The organism is Bradyrhizobium sp. CFUWI, assembly GCF_056429085.1.
Genome location: NZ_JBWJZE010000009.1, coordinates 128,065 through 148,138 on the forward strand (window position 1 = coordinate 128,065; position 20,074 = coordinate 148,138).

Below are 20,074 nucleotides of genomic sequence, written 5' to 3' on the forward strand. Positions count from 1 at the left end.
TTCAGCGCCCCTGCGAGAGCCGGTCGGCGAGCCAATGCGGCAGACCGTTGTCGCGAATTCTGCCCGCCGCGGTCGCGACGTCATAGGGCGCGCGGCAATAGGTGATCTGGCACGATTCGGTATCGAACAAGACGAAAGCTGCCGACGGATCGCCGTCGCGGGGCTGGCCGACCGAGCCGAGCACGGCGAGCCATTGCCGTCCGCGCAAGAGCTGCACCGGGACGTCGGTCTTCGGCACGAAGCTCGTCATCTTCGCCGTCACCGACATCGAATAGAGCGCGGGACGATGGACATGGCCGCAGAACGTGACATGGGCCGGTGTCGCGATCAGGCTCTTGGCGGCCTCCACCGTCGAGCGGACATAGTGCCAGCGCTGGGGGTGTGAGGCTTCCGAATGCACAAAGAGCCGATCGCCGTCCTCGACCAGCATCGGCAATTCGGTCAGGAACCGCCGCTGCGCGGTGTCGAGCCGGCCGCGGGTCCATTCGATCGCGACCTGCGCCTCGGCGTTCATCGTCTCTGCGGAGGAATTGACCGCCTGGTCGTGATTGCCGCGCACGGCGACAGCACCTTGGGCAACGAGCTCCATCGCGGTATCCACAACCCATTCCGGATCGGCGCCATAGCCGACGAAATCGCCGAGCAGGACGAATTGCTCCGCGCCCTTCGCACGGGCGACCAACAGGCAGGCCTCGAAGGCCTGCCTGTTGCCATGGATATCCGAAAAGACAGCTAGGAGCACACACCCTCCACCCTCGAATTCTTATTGAAGGCCGACAGGGCCAAATTGAGGGAGGTCAAGAAGATGCGCCAGCGCCGCGCGGATTACCAGCGCCCTGCGGGCGATGGTGACGAGCCTATTGCTCGTCCTTCGGGGGCATTCGGGGCGGCGGCAGCGGGGTGAACACGGCGCCTTGCGCACCGGCCGGCGGAGCGATGAACTCGCCGGTCGAGGAATCGCCGCCGGTCGTCTCCAAGATCGTCTTGGGCGTCACATATTCGCGGACCATGTCGATGATGCTTCCATCGCCGCCGCCGAAATCGGCGGCGCGGCCGCCTTGCGGATGTCCGAGCGCGATCTCGTTCTCCGCGGCATGGGTCTTGTCGGCGAGCCTGTCGTTGTAGGGCACGCGGAAGGCCCGCGGGATGCCGCTCGGGCGATTGTCCTCGTCGAGCTGCTCGACCCAGAGATAGATCGAGCCGGGATCGCCCTGAAGCGAATGCGGCTCGACGATGCGGGCCTTCAGCAGCTTGAAGGTCGCCGGCAGCCGGTCGGAACTGGCCCAGCCGAGCAGCCCGCGCATCTCGGTGAAGCTGACGACATAGAAGGCGCTGGTCACGATCACCGCGACCGCCTTCAGCGACCAGTGCAGGCGCGCATAGACCAGCACGACCAGCAGCAGCGCGCCGATCACGGCGTAGGCGACCGACAGCGTCAGGATGACTGTCTGCAGATCAGTCACGGCGTATCCTCATAGGATTCCTGCTCACTCCTGTCCGCGGGTCGAGATCGGCGCCGTTGCGCCAGCCGCTGCGGAACGTCTCCAGCAGCGATTTCGGCCGCTGGTCCACGTTGACGACCTTGCCCTCGTCATCGATCCGGAACCGGACCGCGGTCTTCTCGTCGCCGGTGTGATCGAGCGTGAACTTGTTGTCGAACACCACCTGCGCCGTCGGATTGAGCTTCTGCACCTTCACATTGGCCGTGACGGGCTCGCCGGTCGTCGCCACGAAATGCGAGATGTTGACGGTGTATTCGCCGGCGAGGATGCCGCGCACCGTGACGATCTCCTCGCGGATCGGCGAGGCGATCTTCTTGCCGGCGACCATGATGAAGTCGTTGGCCCCGCCGCGGTCGTCGCGGTCGAGGGTGAGGAAGCCGGCCTCGCGGTGGCGGTACCAGGCGATGTTGCCGGCGGGATCCTGCACGAACAGGTCGAGATCGTCGGGGTGATTGTCCGGCCAGTCCAACGTGATCATGAACTCGGCCTTGGAGTCGATCTTGCCCTCCTTGGCGTCCGGAGAGACCGCGAGCAGCGCCAGGAAGAACAGGAACGCGATCACCTGGAGCGCCTTGAACAGCATCACGCCCAGGGGGTCGAACGGCTCCTCGCGCGGATAGAGACCGAAATCATCCATCATGGCGGGGTGGCGCCCTTGATTGCCGCGCCCTTGCGCTCGAGCACCGGCGTCACATAGGTCTCGGTCAGCACCACCGCATCCGAGAACACGCGCTGGGTCGCCGCATCCAGCATGTAATACTGGATGCGGACCAGGATCGAGCCGACGAGGCCGGCGAGCGTCGTGTACATCGCGACCGCCATGCCGTCGCTCATCAGCCCCATCGAGGAGCGCATCGCGACCTTGTCGGCGGCATCGAGCCCCGCGATCGGTGCCAGCATGATGATGAAGCCGATGATAGTGCCGAGCAGGCCGAGCTTCATCAGCGTGTCCGAGACGAAGGCGCCGAACCCGTTGGAGCCGCGCAGCCGATCGGCGAGCGTTCGCAGCAGCAGCGTCTGATCCACCGGGCGATAATCCTGCGCCGCGGCCTTGGTCACCAGGCTTTCGATGTGATCCCGCACCAGCCCGCGCGGCAACGCCGCCGCACGCGCATCGAGCACCTTGCCGCCATCGGGGGCCGCGAGCGCCGCCCGGCAACGCCGCGCCGCCGCGCCCTCTCGCGCGATCGCCCGCGTGCGCAGGAAGCAATGGCCGCAGGTGACGACGTAGAGCAGCGCGATGACGCTGGAGATGTAGGTGCGGTCAGAGGTCAGCATCAGATGGATCAAACCGAACCGCCACAGCAGCACGACGGCGAAGATCGAGAGCCCGGTGAAGATCATCCAGAACAGCAGCGCGCTGCGCTCGGACGGGTCGGTCGCGGCCGACGCGATCGGTCCAATCGTCATCGAACTCATGCTGCAACGCTCCTCGGGCCGCAACGATTGGCCCATCAAGATTTCCACCCGATTAGATCAAAGCGGCCGTATCAGGTCCAAAGACCCATGCCCAATCCGGCTTGGGAAATTTGCCCGAGCTGCAATCCCTGCCGAACCCCGCAATTGGCAAGGCGCGGCGGCGTTGTTAGGCTGACCTTATCAAACGTCGAGGGTGATCGCATGCGCCTCGTGCTTCAGCTTGTCGCCCGTCTGCTGCTCATCGTGGCCCTGTGCCTTGGCGCGGCAACCATTTGGGCCACGTTCGATGCCTATCGCAGCGTCGATCGGTCGACCGCAGCCTCGGCGCAGCGGGTCGCGCAGGCGCTTCAGGCGCTTTATTGGCGCGAGCTTTTGTTGCGTAGCAGCAGGGCCCGCGAGCATATCCTGCCCGTTCCGGACTGGCGCACCCTGGAGACCATGAAGCTGATCGCGCCCGGCGTCTGCGTCGAGTTCCAGCCCGCCGCGGCATTCGAGAAGCCGCTCTGCGGCCAGAGCGAGGGGCTGGGCAAGACTCCGCCGCGCTGGTTCGCCGCCGTCGTGCCGATTTTCCTCGGCAGCCACGCCGAGGTGGTGCGGCCCGTCAGTCCCCGCGCCGCTTCCGCCGGCACGGTGGTCGCGACGCCGGATGCCGCCGCCGCGATCTCGCTCGCCTGGGAGTACATCCTCAACGTGATCGATGTGGCGCTGTTGATGGCGGCGGCGATCGCACTGCTGGCATCGCTCGCGATCGCGCATGCGCTGGCCCCGGCGCGCGCGATCGTGACGGCGCTGCAACGCATGGCGCGCGGACAATATCGCACCAGACTGCCGCGCTTCCGCTCGATGGAGCTGGCGATGATCGGCGGCGCCGTCGAGGAGCTCGGCGACCGCCTGGAGGAAGCCACCGAGCAGCGCGCCGCGCTGACGCGGCGCCTGATCGAGATCCGCGAGGACGAGCGCCGCGCCCTCGCCCGCGAGCTGCACGACGAGTTCGGGCAGAATCTGTCCGCCATTCTCGCCTTCGCCAACACGATCGAGACGGCGAGCAAGAAGGGAAACGCCGACATCGGCATCGCACAGGATGCGCGCATGATCTCGCAGGCCACCCATCACCTGATGGCCTCGCTCCGCGATGCGCTGAAGCGCCTGCGCAATCCTCTGCCCGAGGAGCTCGGGCTCGAGGCGAGCCTCGTCAATCTCGTCGACAGCTGGCGCTCGCAGAGCGCGGCGCGGCCGACGATCCGGCTCGACCTCAGAGGCGACCTGACGGACGTGCGGGGAGCGGCCGCCACCACCGCCTATCGCGTGGCGCAGGAATGCCTGACCAACGCGCTGCGTCACAGCGCGGCCCGCGAGATTTCCTTGCGCATCGAACGCCGGACCGGCGACGACAACGCGCTGCTGATCCGGGTCGAGGACGACGGCGGCGGCGATGCGGCGCGCGTCGCACAGTCGGCCGGCTTCGGCCTGACCGGCATCCGCGAGCGCGTCAATGCGGCCGGCGGATCGCTCTCGATCCTGCCTGCCCGCGGCGGCCTCAGCGTCGCCGCCACCATCCCGCTCGCCGCGTGAGGCCGACATGAGCGAGGTGGCAGCAACAGGCATCTCCGTGCTGCTGGTCGACGACCATCCGATCGTCCGGCAAGGCTACCGGCGCGTGCTGGAAAGCCAGGGCGATCTGCATGTCGTGGCGGAAGCCGACAACGCCGCGGACGCCTATGGCGCCTTCAAGGCGCATGACCCCGACGTCGTGGTGCTCGACATCTCGATGCCGGGCGCGAGCGGGCTGGAGGCGATCCGCAACATCCGCGCGCGCAGCCCGCGGGCGCGGATCCTCGTCTTTACCATGCACAACGAGGCCGTGCTGGTGAAAGCCGCCTTCAGCGCCGGCGCCAGCGGCTTCGTTACCAAGAGCAGCGAGCCGTCCGCCGTGGTCGGTGCCATCCGGGCCGTCGCCCGCGGCGAACGTGCCATGAGCGACGACATCGCGCATGTCCTCGCCGAGGACAGCCTGTCGTCGGGTTCAGTGCTGGATCAGTTGGGGGAACGCGAGATCGAGATCCTGCGCCAGTTCGCCGGCGGCGCCACCACCGAGCAGATCGCGGCGCATCTCAATCTCAGTGTGAAGACGGTGCAGAACTATCACTACCTGATCAAGACCAAGACCGGCGCACGCACGGATGCGCAGCTGGTGCGGCTTGCCGCGACGTGCGGTCTGACGAGGATCTAGCAGCAGAGCTGCCGCACCGGTTTGGCCCCCGAAGCTTCTCAATCTGCCGAACGAAATTGGAACGGAGACCATCCGGCTCCGGTTAACCCGGCAATGAAGGAGTACAGGGTCATGAGTAAGGGTCATCACAAGTCAGTCGACCATCCCCCCATTATCACGGTAGGCGAGCTGATCGACGAACTCTGCCGCCTGCCCGACACCGCCGCCGTCCACTTCCGCTGCCCGATGCTCGATCAGGAGCTGACATTCTACCGTCTTCGAAAGCGGTCAAAAGACGCCGTCGAGATCGCGGTCAATGTATATCCGGAGAGTCCGCCGGTCGTGCCATCGTCCGATCCTGCCCTCCAAGCGCGAAGACATTCGGCTTCATCGCCCTTGCTTCAAAACGGCGCCCTTCTTCACAAGGCGAGAGGTTGATCGGCCGCACCGCGAATTGAATGAGTCCTGCGGCTTTAGGCCGCCTTCAGACCGCGCAGCAGCAGCGCCAGCGTCGCGTCGACGCGCGCGGGAAGGTCGGCATCCTTCCACTCCTCGGCATGAGCCGGATGGTGGAAACGGACGGTCGCATCGAAGATCGCGCGCGCCGTGATCTTCGTGTCGGCGACGTCAAACACGCCCTGCTTCACGCCGTCGCCCAGGATCGCCGCGATCTGGTCGATCATGGTGTCCTTGTGACACTTCACGGCCGCACAGGCCTCGCGCGCCAGCGTCAGGTAGGTCTCGAACATTTCCGGGTCGTCGAGCACGCGCGAACGCTTGGCAGCGAACAGCGTGCGCAGCCAGCGCGCGAGCCTGTCCGGCGCCGGGCCCTGCTCCTCGACGATGGCGCGCAACGGCGTGTCGATGCGGTCCAGCCAGCGCTTGGCGACGGCCTCGCGCAGCGAGGCCTTGCTCGGGAAATGGCGGTAGACGCTGCCGTGGCTCACATCGAGCGCACGGGCCACGTCGACCACGGTGGCCTTGGCAAGTCCAAACCGCCTGAGCACGTCCTCGGTAACGTCGAGGATCCGCTCCGGCGTCAAGACAACAGCTTCATTCATGCCAGCACCATGTTCCCGTTCGGGCTCAGTTTCCCGGCAGTAGGGCTGCTTCCGAAGCGCCCTGGCCGGTCGTTTCGGAAAGCCTATGCCCTAATGAGGCAGTTTTGCAGCCTGCGCCGCGATCTGGCGCGCCACCAGCAAATTGAGCCAATGCCCAATCACGCCGGTCAGATTGAGGATTTCGGTCGTCATTGTCTTAAGTCTCCATTCGTCCGCGGGTCCCGGTTCTTCAATTCGCCCTCCGATCCGCTTCGGATGTCGGGCTCGCCGGGGCTTGTCGCGGGACGCCCAATCGGAGCGTCCGGGAACGGATATACACGTCTCGCTGACAGATTTCAATATCTGTCAGTCAATGATCCGTGATTGACAGTTAATTTTTGCGGCCGGGGCAGCCATCCCTGCGGGCCAGTCCGGTGGATAGCTCGGCGATGCCCCCTCTCCCGCGGGCCAGATCGTTTGTTTCGCCCTCTCCGCTCTGTTAAATCACGGCGTAAAAAGCATTTTGGCCGGCGCCGCCTCCTCAGGATCGCCCGCCCACCTTCCTGGAGCCGCCCAATGATCCCCCGCTATACTCGTCCCGAAATGGCCTCGATCTGGGAGCCGCAGACCCGGTTCAAGATCTGGTTCGAGATCGAGGCGCACGCGGCGGACGCGCTCGCCGAGCTCGGAACCATCCCCAAGGAGGCCGCCAAGACGGTCTGGGCCAAGGCCAGGAATGCCACCTTCGACGTCGCCCGCATCGACGAGATCGAGCGCGAGACCAAGCACGACGTCATCGCCTTCCTCACCCACCTCGCCGAGATCGTCGGGCCCGAGGCGCGCTTCGTGCACCAGGGCATGACCTCCTCCGACGTGCTCGACACCTGCCTCAACGTCCAGCTCACCCGTGCCGCGGACCTCTTGCTCGCCGACCTCGACAAGGTGCTGGCTGCGCTGAAGAAGCGCGCTTTCGAGCACAAGATGACGCCGACCATCGGCCGCAGCCACGGCATCCATGCCGAGCCGGTGACCTTCGGCCTCAAGCTCGCTTACGCCTATGCCGAGTTCACCCGCGCCAAGGAGCGCCTGATCGCCGCACGGAAAGAGGTCGCGACCTGCGCCATCTCCGGCGCGGTCGGCACCTTCGCGCAGATCGATCCGCGGGTCGAAGAGCACGTTGCGAAAGCCATGGGCCTCGTCCCCGAGCCGATCTCGACCCAGGTGATCCCGCGCGACCGCCACGCGATGTACTTCTCGACCCTCGGCGTGATCGCCTCCTCGATCGAGCGAATCGCGGTCGAGATCCGCCATATGCAGCGCACCGAGGTGCTGGAGGCCGAAGAGTTCTTCTCCGAGGGGCAGAAGGGCTCCTCCGCCATGCCGCACAAGCGCAACCCGGTGCTGTCGGAGAACCTCACCGGGCTCTCCCGCATGGTGCGCGCCTATGTGACGCCGGCGCTGGAGAACGTCGTGCTCTGGCACGAGCGCGACATCTCGCACTCCTCGGCCGAGCGCATGATGGGCCCGGATGCGACCGTCACGCTCGACTTCGCGCTGGTGCGCCTCGCCGGCCTGATCGACAAGCTGCTGGTGTACCCCGCCAACATGCAGAAGAACCTCGACCGCCTCGGCGGCCTCGTGCATTCGCAGCGCGTGCTGCTGGCGCTGACGCAGAAGGGCGCGAGCCGCGAGGATTCCTACAAGCTGGTGCAGCGCAACGCCATGCCGGTCTGGCGCGGCGAAGGCGACTTCCTCCAGCTTTTGAAGCAGGACGCCGAGGTGAAGAAGTATCTCTCGGACGCCGAGCTCGAGGAGCAGTTCGACCTCGGCTATCACCTCAAGCACGTCGATACGATCTTCAAGCGCGTGTTCGGCGAGAGCTGATCGTCGCCTTCGTAGCCCGGGTGAGCGCAGCGATACCCGGGAAAACTCTCGCGAAAGATCCCGGATGTCGCTCCGCTCATCCGGGCTACAACCAACAAAACGGATCCCCCATGCCCATCGTCAACCGCGTTGCCGCCCTCTCCGACGAAATGGCCGCCTGGCGCCATGACTTCCACGAGAACCCCGAGCTGCTCTACGAAGTCCACCGCACCGCCGGCATCGTCGCCGACAAGCTGCGCGAGTTCGGCTGCGACGAGGTGGTGACCGGCATCGGCCGCACCGGCGTGGTCGGCGTGATCCGCGGCCGCAAATCCGCCTCCGGCAAGACCATTGGCCTGCGCGCCGACATGGACGCGTTGCCGATCATGGAGACGTCGGGCGTGCCCTATGCGTCGAAGGTCCCCGGCAAGATGCATGCCTGCGGCCATGACGGCCACACCGCGATGCTGCTCGGCGCCGCAAAGTACCTCACCGAGACGCGCAATTTCGATGGCACCGCGGTCGTGATCTTCCAGCCCGCCGAGGAAGGCGGCGGCGGCGGCAAGGCCATGGTCGAGGACGGGCTGATGACGCGCTGGAACATCCAGGAGGTCTACGGCATGCACAACATGCCGGGCCTGCCGGAGGGGCATTTCGCAACCACGCCCGGCGCGATGCTGGCCTCCTCCGACAACATTCAGATCACCGTCCACGGCAAGGGCGGCCACGCCGGCGCCGGTCCGCACAAATCCGTCGACAGCGTGCTGATCGGCTCGCAGATCGTGGGTGCGCTACAATCGATCGTGGCGCGCAACGTCGATCCGTTGAAGTCGGCGGTCATCTCGATCACGCAATTCCACTCCGGCACGGCCTTCAACATCATCCCCGAGATCGCCGAACTCGGCGGCACCGTGCGCACGCTCGATCCCGAGGTGCGCGATCTCGTCGAGCGCCGCATCGGCGAAGTCGCCGAGAGCGTCGCCCGCGCCTATGGCGGCTCGGCCGAGACCAAATACACGCGGATGTATCCGGTGACCATGAACCATGCCCGCGAGGCCGGCCTTGCCGCCGACGTCGCCCGCGACATCGTCGGCGCCGATCGCGTCAACGACAAGTTCATCCCGATGATGGGCGCCGAGGACTTCTCCTTCATGCTGGAGGCGCGTCCCGGCGCGATGGTGCTGGTCGGCATGGGCGACGGCAACGAGTGCCACCACCCGGCCTATGTCTTCAACGACAACATTTTGGGCCACGGCGCCTCGTTCTGGGCACGACTGGTCGAGACGCGAATGCCGGCGAGCTAAAGCAATGATCCGGAAAAGTGCGCAGCGGTTTTCCGAAAAGATCATGCTCAAACATCAACCTAAAGCGCGATGACGATTCATCCCAATCGCATCGCGCTTTAGGGGAAGCCTTCGGCGAGCCAAGCCCGGCTGGTCAGTTGCAGATCTCGCCAGTGATCTTCACGACCCCACTCCCTGGACTGGGCACCGTACCAAGGCGGCAACCCTTTGCGACCGGTCTGCAGCCGGCTTGATTGCAGATCATCTGACCGGACGCTTGCGACTTCGGTGCCGCAGATTCCGCCTCTTTCCGGTCCTGATCGCGCCTCCTCGGGTCCTCGCGCGTCGCGACCGGCTTCTTCTCCTGGATCTTCTCGCATTCGTTGTCGTCGCCGACGCGATAGCCCGGGCGGCAAGCGATCTTCACGCATTGGTCACCGTCGGCCTTGAAGCCGAAATTGCACACCAGCGGACAGACCCGTCCCGGCTTCGCCTTGAGCGCATCGAGCGCGTCGATACTGGCGAGCTTCACGTCGAACTGGGTGCCGGCATATTTGTTGAAGAGCGTCAGCGAACGCTGCGCGGCCGACGTCCACTCGCCCTCTGCGGCGGACGTCAGGCAGCCGACGCGGCGCAGCTCGCTCTGTACGGACTTGCTGAGGTCAGTCGCGGACAATGTCGCGGTTGCCCCAGCCGAGAGCGCGGCGACTTTCTTGCTCTCGACCTCGGGTATCTGCCTGTCAGGTGCCGGTTTTGCCGCTTGCTCGGACTTCTCGGCGGCCTGCCGGGCAGCCAGCTCGGCCTTGGCTTTTTCCGCCGCCTGCTTTTCGGCCAAGGCTTTCGCCGCCGCCGCCTCAGCCAGCTTACGCTGGTGCTCGGCTGCTTCGGCCTTCGCCTGCTCGATCTGCTTCTGTTTCTCTGCCGCGATGCGCGCCTCTTCGGCGGCCTTGGCCGCAGCAGCCGCCTTCTCCTGCTCGGCCTTCTGGGCTCGCTCGGCGATGAGCCTCGCCTTTTCCTGCTCGGCTGTCTTCGCTTTTTGTTCAGCGGCAGCGCGCGTCTCTTCGGCGCCGATCTTGTTCAACTGGCCCTTGGCGAGGTTGGCGTAGAAGCCGTCCGGATACGCCGCCAGAAAGGCTTCCCAGGCATCGCGCGTGGCCAGTTGGAGCGCGAGCTCATAGTCCCTGCGCACGGCCTCCTGCGGGTTAGCCTGGGGACCGGTTGGGGCTTGCTTCGCGACGAGGGGCACGTCGTCGCCGCCGAGCGAGCCGTACACATAAGGCTCCTGCTTGTAGCCCGTGCCCTTGAGCACGTCGTCGCGCACGAAACCGAAGGCCTTGCGCAGGTCAAGTCCCGGCTTCGGCAGGTGCTCGACCAGTGCGGCGGCGAACGGGCTGTTTCTGGAATCGCCGTCGGAGGCGGTCGATCCCGCCTTAGCCGCGAAGGCAATCATGGTGTTAGGGCTGGTCGGCTCGACCTTGGCGAGGCCGCGTCCGATCGCGCGCGAGGCCAGCGTGCGCTTCATCGACTTCGCGAATGGATTGTCGCGGCACGCGTCCAGGATGATCAGACGCAGTTGCTTGGCGGGCTCGACCGCAAAGAGCGCACGCTCGACCGGAATAGTCTCGTCGAGAACGTCGCCGTCGGTCTCCAGCGTCGCGTCGGTCGGAATGAGATAGTTGGTTCCGTCGAGCTCGATGCCGTGCCCGGCGTAATAAATTACCGCCATGTCGGCATCGCGCGTCCTGCCCGCGAACTCGCGCAACATCCGCCGCATCTCGCTGGCATTGAGATCCAGCCTGACATCGACGGAATCGAAGCCAGCCTTCTTGAACATGCCTCCAACCAGGGTGGCATCGTTCGCAGGGTTGCCGAGCTTGGGTGCGCTCTTGTAGGCGGAATTTCCGATGACGAGCGCCACCCGCCGGTCGGCATGCGCCGGTCCGCAGGCAAAGCCCATCGCCAACATCAACAAAACAAATAGCCGAAGCGGAATCACTTGCGTCCCCCAGGATGCAATTCCATGAGACTATTCGCTAGCGTCGCCGATTTCCAATCCTTCTTATGTGATATCCATCACATAAAGGCCCCCGACTTCGATATGGATAACGTGCCGATGCGTCCCCTTCCTGTCCGATTTCAGTAAGCCAAATGGGCGCTACACCTGCACCACCTCGTGCCGCATCACGAACGGCGCGAGCAGAGCGTGCACCTCGCCCGCAATCGTCTCGCGCTGATCCGGCGGCACACCAGCAAGCGTCACAGTCGCGATCGAGCCGTGACTGCCATGGGCGCCGACCTTGACCCTGCAATCGATGCCGCGCTCGACCAGCGGCGCCAGCACCTTGGTGAACACGCGCTCGGCCGCGTCCCAGCGCAGCTGCGGCTTGAACACCTTGCCGACTCCCGTCACCGGCATCGGATCGATCGGAATGACCTGCACTGGAACGGCGGCGCGCTCCGGCGTGCGCTCGCGAACCCACGATTCCAACTCGCCCGGCTCGACCTTGGTGCCCGGCTTCAGCTGCACGTATCCCACGGGCAATTCGCCGGCATAGGCGTCGGGCTGGCCGACCACGGCGGCGAAGCCGACGGCGGGATGGCGGAACATGATCTCCTCGATCGGCGCCGGGTCGATGTTGTGGCCGCCGCGGATCACGAGGTCCTTGGCGCGGCCGGTGATCCAGAGATAGCCGTCAGCATCGAGCCGACCGAGATCGCCGGAATTGACCCAGACCTCGTCGATGAAGGCGCCCTTGTTGTGCTCGTCGTTGAGATAGCCGCCGAACACGCCGGGCCCGGCCATGATGACGACGCCGATCTCGTCCGGCTTGCAGTCGCGGATCAGGCGGCCGTTGGCGTCCAGCTGCACGATGCGCACGCGCGAATAAGGCATCGGCAAGCCGACCGAGCCGAGCCGGATCGGTCGTGACGGATAAGCCAGCGTGTGCACGCTCGAGGTCTCGGTCATGCCGTAGACCTCGACCACCGGCAGCTTCAGCTTGTCCTGGATCGCCGAGCCGACAGCAACGGGGATCGCCGAGCCGCCGCCGGCGGCATATTTCAGGCTGGAGATATCCGCATTGCCAGGCGGCACCGCGAGTGTCGCGGCCAGCACCGTCGGCACGCTCGACAGCGCCTCGGGCTTGAAGCGCTCGACCAGTCCCCAGATGTTCTTCACCGCATTCGGATTGCGCCAGCCGCTCGGCGACAGCACGACCAGCGAGCCTCCGCTCGACAGCATCGTCAGCACCTGCGTCAAGGAGCCCCCGACGTGAAACAGCGGCATGCCGAACAGCAGATTGGCGCCGGGCTTTCCCTTCAGCAGCAGATTGAGCGCCCAGGCCTGATAGACTTGGTTGGCATGGGTGTGCCGCACCAGCTTCGGCGTGCCGGTGGTGCCGCCGGTGTGGAAATAGGCGGCGATGTCACGGCCGGCAATCTTGCGCCCGCTGACGAGCCGGTCGGACGGCTGCTGCTTGATGAGGTCCCCAAAGGCGAAGATGCCCTTGTCGGGATCGCCGCCGCCGAACACCTGCACGATCGCCTTGAGGTGCTTGAGCTGGGGGCGGATCTGCTCGACCTTCTGCCAGATGTCGGTGCCCGGCATCGGCCCGAGCGCCACCAGGATCTTGGTGTTCGCAGCTTCCAGGATTTCCGCGATCTGGTGCGGCTCGAGCAGCGGATTGACCGGATTGGCGATGCCGGCGGCCTCCGCGCCGAACAGCGTCACGAAGGCATCGGGCACCAGCGGCAGCATGAAGCTGATGACGTCGTCCTTTTCCGCGCCGAGCGCGTGAAACATGTTGGCGGCCTGCGTGACGCGCGCGATGAAATCGCGGTACGTGACCACGACCGGCGTGTCGGCGGGATCGGCGTTCTGCAGGAACTGGATCGCCGCGCCGTCGGGGTTGCGCTCAGCACCCAGCTTGATGGCGTCATAGGTGCTCTCGGCCGCAACGCGCTCTGCGTAAGGGACCTGTTCGAAGGCGCGGACGTCCGCGTCCGTCAAAAGCTCCGGATAGTCGTTGCCGATAAGCCGATCGAGCGCATGGATGCCCGCCATGGAATTCCGTCCTCCCTCAGATGCATGTCCCTCGCCCGCTGTCTTTTGACATTTTGTTCGGCGAGGCCTCGACCGATCGCCGGTCGAGCGAGCGCAGAATGATGGATGATTTGCCGTTCGTCCATGGCCTACTCGCCGCGGCGGCCGCCTCGATCGACACCGGAATTGAACCTCCACACCCAATTCCGGGACCAAGAACTGGCGTCGGATTCGCCGGCCAGCGTCCTGCCGCAAGACTTGAGGTGATCATGCCCATGCATCGGAGCAACTTCATCACCAGGCTGCGCGTAGCGCTCGCCATGGCAGCGGCGATCGCCATGCCGGGTGCGGCGTCGGCCGACGCCCAGCTCGACAAGATGCGAGCCAAGGTCGCGGCCTTCATCGCCGAGAAGATGGAGAAGCTGGGCGGATCGCGCATCGTCTACAGGGTGGACACCGACGGCTTGCGCGAGGCAGTCGTCGCGGAGCTGCGCGACGACGTCTACAAGGCCCTGCGCGAGGGCCGGATCGCCTTCTCCGGACTCGCGATCCGCGACGGCCGCGTCGAGGTGAATATCCCCGACGCGAAGGGCCGCGAACAGCTTACACGCAAGCTCGCTTCGGCAGCGGAGGGCTTGCCCACGCACGCGCTCGCCGTCACCGGCAGTGGCGACGGGCTGATCAGGCTGGCGCCGACCGAGGCTGCATCCGCCGCGCGGCTGCACGAGCTGGTCGACGATTGCATCGCCATGATCGAGCAGCGCCTCAAGGACGCCGGCGTCACGCTCGCCAGCGTCCAACCCGAGGGGACAGATCGCATTCGCATCTTCCTGCCCGGCATGACGGAGCCCGAGCGCATCACCGCGATCTTCGCCAGGAAGGTCAAGGTCAGCTTCCGCCAGGTCGACCTCTCGATGCCCGCCGAGCAGGCGCAGCGGGGCGCGCCGCCGGACGGTACGGAAGTTCTGCTCGGCTTCAAGGACAACAAACCCTATCTCGTCGCCAAGCACAGCGCGCTCGACGGGGACGACATCAGCTATGCGGGTCCGGGATTTGCAAGCGGCACGAAAGAGCCCGTCGCCTCGTTCCGTTTCAACGGCCGCGGCACGCGGCGCTTTGCCCACATCACCAGCGAGAACGTCGGCAAACCCTTCGCCATCGTGCTCGACGACAAGGTCGTCTCGGCTCCCGAGATCCGCGAGCCGATCACCGGCGGCTCCGGCCAGATCTCCGGAAACCTGACACTGGAAGAAGCCAACAGCATCGCCATGATGCTGCGGGCCGCTTCGCTGCCGGGGCGCCTTGGGCTCGTCGAGCAGCAGGTCGTGCAGCCCGCCGCCAAGCCGTAAGGCGAAGATCGTCCGGCGCCCCCGCCTGGGGCATGCAGCCGCCTCCGCGACGCCGGCCCCTGCCCGAATCACGGCGCGCCACAGCCTGGTGGGCACCAACGGGCAATTGCCGAAAGCCCCGATCGGGCTAGAATTTGCCTCTTGCGACATGGCGGCCGAAGGCTTCATTTCAGCCGGCCGTCGTGCGATTTCGGCTATAGGTGTCGAGCACACGACCAGGACTGAAGGCCTTACGCGGGGTTAGTACCATGCCGTCCGGCAGCGCAGACATTTCCTCGATCCTTGACCGCATTCTCGACGCGGCCACGGACAATCTCAGGATCGCGAAGATCCTGGTTCAGATGGGCCTCGATCCCAACAACGTCACCTACGACGCGATCTTCGACCGCCTGCTGGAGATCTTCGTCAGCAACATCACGCTGGCCAATATGTTCGCCGTGGTCGGGGCGGTCTTCTTTGTCGCCACGCTCTTGATGCGGACGATGGTGCCGCTGCGCGTCGCCAACATGATCGGCTGCGCGTTCTTTGCCATCTTCGGCGCGCTCTCCGCCAACGTCGCAACATTCCTGCTCTATCTGCTGATGCTTCCGATCAACGCCCTGCGCCTCCGGCAGATGCTCAAGCTGGTCAAGAAGGCGCGCCATGCCGCCGAAGGCGACATGTCGATCGAATGGCTCAAGCCGTTCATGACCGAGCGCAAATATCGCCGCGGCGACACGCTGTTCAAGCTGCGCGATCCCGCAAAGGAGATGTTCCTCACGGTCACCGGCAAGTTCCTGGTCAAGGAGATCAACGTCGAGATCGGGCCCGGAGCGCTGATGGGCGAGCTCGGCTTCCTCACGCCGGACAACCGGCGCACCGGCACGGTCGAATGTATCGAGGACGGCCAGGTGCTGACGATCACCTATGACCGGCTGCTCGAGATCTACTTCCAGGATCCGCAGTTCGGCTATTACTTCCTGGTGCTGACCAGCCAGCGCCTCCTGCAGAACATCGATCGCTTGCAGAAGCAGCTGGCTACGGAACGGGCAGCCACGACGAACAGGATCGCGTGAACGCGGCCCGCGCCGGGCCGCGTCATGTCGGCCCCCGGGACTTCTGCGGATGCCGCCGTCCGCGCTCCCTGCCTCCCTTCCAATGGCGCCGAGCAGCCACGCCGCAAAACCGCCCCAAAAACCGAATGGTAACCATGGCGCCTTAAGGTGACGACGTGACCCATTCTCCGACGATCCTGGTGTTCGATTCCGGCCTTGGCGGGCTCACGGTGCTCCGTGAGGTCGTGGCCGCGCGCTCCGAGGCGCACTATGTCTACGTCGCCGACGACGCCTTCTTCCCCTACGGCCATCACAGCGAGGACGAGATCATCGCCCGCGTCGTGCCGCTGATGGGGGAGCTGATCGGCACGCATGACCCTGATATCGTCGTCATCGCCTGCAATACCGCGTCCACCCTGGTCCTGTCGCACTTGCGCGCCGCTTATTCCGTGCCCTTCGTCGGCACCGTGCCGGCGATCAAGCCGGCCTGCGCGCAGTCGAGGACCCGCCGCGTCTCGGTGCTCGGCACCAAGGGTACGGTGAGGCGTGAATACACCAAGGCGCTGATCCGCGATTTCGCGCAAGGCTGCGAGGTGACGCTGGTCGGCTCGCCCGAACTCGCCTCGCTCGCCGAGGCCGCGCTGGGCGGCGCTTCCGTCAGCGACGGCGACATCCTTGCCGAGCTCACTCCCTGCTTCGTCGGCGATACCGAGGATGCCGGCGCGCGCACCGACACCGTCGTGCTCGCCTGCACGCATTATCCGCTGCTGCTTGACCGGCTGAAGCGGCTGGCACCCTGGCCGGTCGACTGGATCGATCCCGCGCCGGCGATCGCCCGGCGCGTTTCCGATTTGCTCGGTCCGCGCAGCGGAGAGGTCGCGCAGTCCGGCGCCGAGATGATCTTTACCTCGAACCGCGTGCACGGCCTTTCGGCCACGCTGACGCCGTTCTTCGGCGGACGCGCGCTGGCCTGACTTTCCGCCACGGTGTCGCGCTGCTACGTTTTGCCGTCGTCACCCAGCCGCAGGTCTTTCGATGTCGGTCCCGTCCACGCCACTCAACCGTCTCCGCCAGCTCTGGCGCGAGGGGCGCCCCGCCTTCGGTGCGATCGCGACCATCCCGAGCGTGCAGATGGTGCAGATCATGGCGCGCTCGCTCGATTGGATCATTGTCGATCTCGAGCACGGCCCGATCGGATTGACCGAAGCACATGCGATGATCGCCGCAACCACGGGCACGCCGTGCACGCCCCTGGTGCGGATCGCGGCGAACGAGCCGTGGCTTGCGAAGGCGCCGATGGACATCGGTGCCTTCGGCATCAACTTCCCGATGATCACCAGCCGCGCGGACGCCGAAAAGGCGGTGCGCAGCGTGCGCTATCCGCCGCGTGGCGATCGGCTCTGGGGCCCCTTCCACGCCCCGTTCCGGTGGGGCCAGTCGATGCCGGACTACATGGCCAGCGCCGACGACGAGATGATCTGCATGGTCACCATCGAGCATGTCGACGCCGTCAACCGCATCGACGAGATCATGGCGACGCCCGGCATCGACGTCGCGGTGATCGGCCCCGGCGATCTCGCCACGTCCATCAACAAGCGCGGCCAGATGGACGACCCGGAGCTGCTGGCGTTGATCGCACGCGCGGAGGCCGGCATCCTCAGAAGCGGCGTGCCGATCGGCGGCGTCGCCCGCACCGCCGACCAGGCCAACGCCCTGATCGACCGCGGCTACCGCGCCATCGCGCTCGGCTTCGACTGGTCGCTATTCCAGCGCGGCATCATGGCGGCGTTCGAGGGGATCAGGCGCTGAGTGAGTCCAAACGACCCAGGAAAATTAGTAAGCCATTGAAAACAATTTGTATTTTCACTCCGAATAGGCGGCAGCCGCCTTCGCTGCCGTGCGCCGAACCGACTAGCCCCAACAGGGTTGGTTCGTGCTAGAGCAGACAGCGAGCGGGAAACGCGCTCGCTGCACATATTTTCATCCGCGGGAACCGAAAGACCGATGCGCGGGAAAGCCAAGAACATTTCGCTGCCGCGCCGGCTGATTTGCGATCTGATGCGCGCCTCGATGGACGTGCCATTCGTTTCGCTGTCCCGCTCGCTCAATGTCCGCCCCCTGCTGGAGGCCCGCGCAGGCGCGCTAGCGCCCGCGGGCTGGGCCGCGATGTTCGTCAAGGCCTTCGCCCTGATCGCCAGGGACGAGCCGATCCTGCGCACCGTCTACGCCAAATGGCCCCGTCCCATGCTCTACGAGCTGCCCAGGAGCGTGGCGCTGGTAGCTGTGGCCCGGGTCGAGGATGGCGAGGAATGCGTGATGCCGCAGCGAATCGCGGCGCCCGAGGCCATGGCGCTGGTCGCGGTCGATGCGGAGATCCGGCGCGCCAAGACGGCGCCGTTCAACGACGTCCCGATGTTCCGCAAGATCATGCGGGCGACCCGCCTGCCGCTGCCGCTGCGCCGCCTGTCCTGGGCGATCGGCCTGAATTTCGGCCGGCAGCGCGGCAATTGGTTCGGCAGCTTCGCGGTCAGCTCGGTGGCCGCCTATGGCGGCGGCGAGCTCCATCCGATCACGCCGGGCCCCTTCATCGTCAGCTATGGGGTGGTCGAGCCCGACCAGACCATCCACGTCGTGATCCGCTGGGATCACCGGGTTACCGACGGCGCTCCGATCGCCCGGGTCCTGACCCGGCTGGAACAGGTGCTGAACACTGAAATCGCTGCCGAATTGCGGGCCGGTCCCAAGTCCATCCGGGCGGTTGGCGGTTAAGGCCCGTCATCCCGGGGCGGCGCGGAGCACCGAACCCGGATCTCGAGGTTCTCAGGTGCGCAGTTGCACACTAGCGTTCGCCCTGTGGGCGCCCGGAATGACCGGGGTGACATTGACAGGACGCCCCAAACTCCCCTAAAAGCCGCCTGCTCGCGGGCCGATTTCGGCCCGCGAAGCGTTTCGCGACCCGTGGTCCACTCCCTTAAGCTTTGGGGATCGGACCTGTCGGTGCCGGGCCCAGGTCCGTCACACAGGAGGGCGCGTTTCCTCAAACCATGCAACCGAAGAGGACGCGATGACTAAGCGCAGTGAGGCGAAGTACAAGATCGATCGCCGTATGGGCCAGAACATCTGGGGCCGCCCGAAGAGCCCCGTGAACCGTCGTGAGTACGGCCCCGGTCAGCACGGCCAGCGCCGCAAGGGCAAGCTCTCCGACTTCGGCGTGCAGCTGCGCGCCAAGCAGAAGCTGAAGGGCTACTACGCCAACATCAGCGAGCGCCAGTTCCACGGCATCTATGTCGAGGCGAGCCGCCTCAAGGGTGACACCGGCGAGAACCTGATCGGCCTGCTCGAGCGTCGTCTCGACGCGGTCGTGTACCGCGCCAAGTTCGTCTCCACGATCTTCGCCGCACGCCAGTTCATCAACCACGGCCACATCAAGGTGAACGGCCGCAAGGTCAACATCTCGAGCTACCAGCTCAAGGTCGGCGACGTCGTCGAGGTCAAGGAAGCTTCCAAGCAGCTCGCCCACGTGCTCGAAGCCAGCCAGCTCCCCGAGCGCGACACGCCCGACTATCTCGAAGTCGACCACGGCAAGATGACCGCCAAGTACATCCGCATCCCCGGCCTCGCCGACGTGCCGTTCCCGGTGCAGATGGAGCCCCATCTGGTCGTCGAATTCTATTCGCGCTGATCATTTCGGCAGAACGACATTCAAAGGCCCCGGTTTTCCGGGGCCTTTTCATTTTTGGGCGGCCACTCGCCTGTTTCAGCCGGTCCGTGCTATGCTCGCACCTAGCGGAGTTGACCATGACGCGTCTTCTGGAAGAGGCTTTCAGCAAGGTTTCCAGCCTGCCCGATTCAGAGCAGGACGAGCTGGCGCGAGCCCTGCTCGAGCTCGCCGGCATCGATCAACCTCCTATCCAGTTAACGGCGGCGGAAGACGCAGATCTCGCCGAGGCCGAAGCTGAAATCGCCCGCGGCGAGTTGGCCAGCGCCGACGAAGTCCGAGCGATGTGGGCCAAGCACGGACTGTGAAGGTCCGCTACACCAAGCGGGCGCTCGCCCAAATCGACGAAGTTCTGACCTACATCGATTCGCGTTCTCCCCAAGGAGCCAATCACGTGCGCGACCGCCTCGTCGCACTCATCACGCTGCTTGGGGATCACCCGTACGCAGGCCGGCAGACCACTCGTGCATACGTCCGTCGCTTGCCGGTCAACCCTTATCCCTATCTGATCGATTATCGTGTGACCGAGACAGAAATCGTTATTATGCGGTTTCGTCACGCCGCGCGGCGTCCACCCAGAGCTCGCTGACCGCGAGCAGATGCATTTCCCTCAGG

General features: G+C 65.5%; 20 protein-coding genes. 13 read left to right on the forward strand and 7 right to left on the reverse strand.

Features of this window, described 5'->3' with window-relative positions; all coding sequences use genetic code 11:
• Nucleotide 1 precedes the first annotated feature (1 nt).
• From AC066S_RS20770 to AC066S_RS20785, 4 genes are all read right to left on the reverse strand, one after another.
• Entirely contained in the window at nucleotides 2–742 is a 741-nt protein-coding gene (locus AC066S_RS20770) for a metallophosphoesterase family protein (protein ID WP_478270480.1), read from the reverse strand.
• A 115-nt stretch (nucleotides 743–857) separates the two neighbouring features.
• Nucleotides 858–1,463: a hypothetical protein gene (locus AC066S_RS20775; protein ID WP_126260891.1), complete on the reverse strand. Its 606-nt coding sequence runs from the start codon at nucleotides 1,461–1,463 to the stop codon at nucleotides 858–860.
• On the reverse strand, nucleotides 1,456–2,142 hold the full coding sequence (locus tag AC066S_RS20780) for a hypothetical protein (protein ID WP_478270481.1): 687 nt from the start codon (nucleotides 2,140–2,142) through the stop codon (nucleotides 1,456–1,458). Before AC066S_RS20780 ends, AC066S_RS20775 begins: the two co-directional genes overlap by 8 nt.
• Nucleotides 2,139–2,921 carry a MotA/TolQ/ExbB proton channel family protein gene (locus tag AC066S_RS20785; protein ID WP_126260889.1) on the reverse strand — a complete coding sequence of 261 codons (783 nt, stop codon included), beginning with the start codon at nucleotides 2,919–2,921 and terminating at the stop codon, nucleotides 2,139–2,141. The genes AC066S_RS20780 and AC066S_RS20785 overlap by 4 nt, the downstream gene beginning before the upstream one ends.
• Nucleotides 2,922–3,122: 201 nt before the next feature.
• Between AC066S_RS20785 and AC066S_RS20790 the strand changes: the two genes are divergently transcribed.
• The 3 genes from AC066S_RS20790 to AC066S_RS20800 all read left to right on the forward strand — a co-directional run bounded on the left by AC066S_RS20790 (nucleotide 3,123) and on the right by AC066S_RS20800 (nucleotide 5,568).
• Nucleotides 3,123–4,493: a sensor histidine kinase gene (locus AC066S_RS20790; protein ID WP_478270482.1), complete on the forward strand. Its 1,371-nt coding sequence runs from the start codon at nucleotides 3,123–3,125 to the stop codon at nucleotides 4,491–4,493.
• A gap of 7 nt (nucleotides 4,494–4,500) precedes the next feature.
• Entirely contained in the window at nucleotides 4,501–5,151 is a 651-nt protein-coding gene (locus AC066S_RS20795; RefSeq protein WP_126260887.1) for a response regulator, read from the forward strand.
• 111 nt (nucleotides 5,152–5,262) lie between these two features.
• A complete protein-coding gene (locus AC066S_RS20800) occupies nucleotides 5,263–5,568 on the forward strand; it encodes a hypothetical protein (RefSeq protein WP_478270483.1) in 306 nt (101 codons plus the stop codon).
• 35 nt (nucleotides 5,569–5,603) lie between these two features.
• On the opposite strand, the gene AC066S_RS20805 is transcribed toward AC066S_RS20800, so the two are convergent.
• Nucleotides 5,604–6,191 (reverse strand): TetR/AcrR family transcriptional regulator, encoded by a 588-nt coding sequence (locus tag AC066S_RS20805; RefSeq protein ID WP_126260885.1) that lies wholly within the window; start codon nucleotides 6,189–6,191, stop codon nucleotides 5,604–5,606.
• Nucleotides 6,192–6,746: 555 nt separating this feature from the next.
• On the opposite strand from AC066S_RS20805, the gene purB reads away from it, so the two are divergent.
• Entirely contained in the window at nucleotides 6,747–8,054 is a 1,308-nt protein-coding gene (purB, locus tag AC066S_RS20810; RefSeq protein ID WP_478270484.1) for an adenylosuccinate lyase, read from the forward strand.
• Nucleotides 8,055–8,164: 110 nt separating this feature from the next.
• Complete coding sequence (locus AC066S_RS20815; RefSeq protein WP_478270485.1) at nucleotides 8,165–9,337, forward strand: M20 aminoacylase family protein; 1,173 nt, start codon at nucleotides 8,165–8,167, stop codon at nucleotides 9,335–9,337.
• Nucleotides 9,338–9,470: 133 nt separating this feature from the next.
• Here AC066S_RS20815 and AC066S_RS20820 read toward each other — a convergent pair whose 3' ends face one another.
• On the reverse strand, nucleotides 9,471–11,273 hold the full coding sequence (locus AC066S_RS20820) for a caspase family protein (protein WP_126260882.1): 1,803 nt from the start codon (nucleotides 11,271–11,273) through the stop codon (nucleotides 9,471–9,473).
• Between the two features lie 198 nt (nucleotides 11,274–11,471).
• Nucleotides 11,472–13,379, reverse strand: a complete 1,908-nt coding sequence (locus AC066S_RS20825; protein ID WP_478270486.1) for an acyl-CoA synthetase — start codon at nucleotides 13,377–13,379, stop codon at nucleotides 11,472–11,474.
• 248 nt (nucleotides 13,380–13,627) lie between these two features.
• Here AC066S_RS20825 and AC066S_RS20830 point away from each other — a divergent pair, with 248 nt between their 5' ends.
• The 8 genes from AC066S_RS20830 (at nucleotide 13,628) to AC066S_RS20865 (ending at nucleotide 20,048) form a co-directional block, all read left to right on the forward strand.
• A complete protein-coding gene (locus AC066S_RS20830; protein WP_478270487.1) occupies nucleotides 13,628–14,707 on the forward strand; it encodes a SecDF P1 head subdomain-containing protein in 1,080 nt (359 codons plus the stop codon).
• A 248-nt stretch (nucleotides 14,708–14,955) separates the two neighbouring features.
• Complete coding sequence (locus AC066S_RS20835) at nucleotides 14,956–15,762, forward strand: Crp/Fnr family transcriptional regulator (protein ID WP_164718989.1); 807 nt, start codon at nucleotides 14,956–14,958, stop codon at nucleotides 15,760–15,762.
• 155 nt (nucleotides 15,763–15,917) lie between these two features.
• Nucleotides 15,918–16,715, forward strand: a complete 798-nt coding sequence (gene murI / locus AC066S_RS20840; protein WP_478270488.1) for a glutamate racemase — start codon at nucleotides 15,918–15,920, stop codon at nucleotides 16,713–16,715.
• A gap of 61 nt (nucleotides 16,716–16,776) precedes the next feature.
• Nucleotides 16,777–17,550 carry an HpcH/HpaI aldolase family protein gene (locus AC066S_RS20845; RefSeq protein WP_126260877.1) on the forward strand — a complete coding sequence of 258 codons (774 nt, stop codon included), beginning with the start codon at nucleotides 16,777–16,779 and terminating at the stop codon, nucleotides 17,548–17,550.
• A 195-nt stretch (nucleotides 17,551–17,745) separates the two neighbouring features.
• Nucleotides 17,746–18,510, forward strand: a complete 765-nt coding sequence (locus AC066S_RS20850; RefSeq protein ID WP_478270489.1) for an acyltransferase — start codon at nucleotides 17,746–17,748, stop codon at nucleotides 18,508–18,510.
• A 295-nt stretch (nucleotides 18,511–18,805) separates the two neighbouring features.
• Nucleotides 18,806–19,423, forward strand: coding sequence for a 30S ribosomal protein S4 (rpsD, locus tag AC066S_RS20855; protein ID WP_478270490.1), 618 nt, complete (start codon nucleotides 18,806–18,808; stop codon nucleotides 19,421–19,423).
• Between the two features lie 116 nt (nucleotides 19,424–19,539).
• On the forward strand, nucleotides 19,540–19,767 hold the full coding sequence (locus AC066S_RS20860; RefSeq protein ID WP_126260874.1) for a hypothetical protein: 228 nt from the start codon (nucleotides 19,540–19,542) through the stop codon (nucleotides 19,765–19,767).
• On the forward strand, nucleotides 19,764–20,048 hold the full coding sequence (locus AC066S_RS20865; protein ID WP_478270491.1) for a type II toxin-antitoxin system RelE/ParE family toxin: 285 nt from the start codon (nucleotides 19,764–19,766) through the stop codon (nucleotides 20,046–20,048). Before AC066S_RS20860 ends, AC066S_RS20865 begins: the two co-directional genes overlap by 4 nt.
• Nucleotides 20,049–20,074 lie beyond the last annotated feature (26 nt).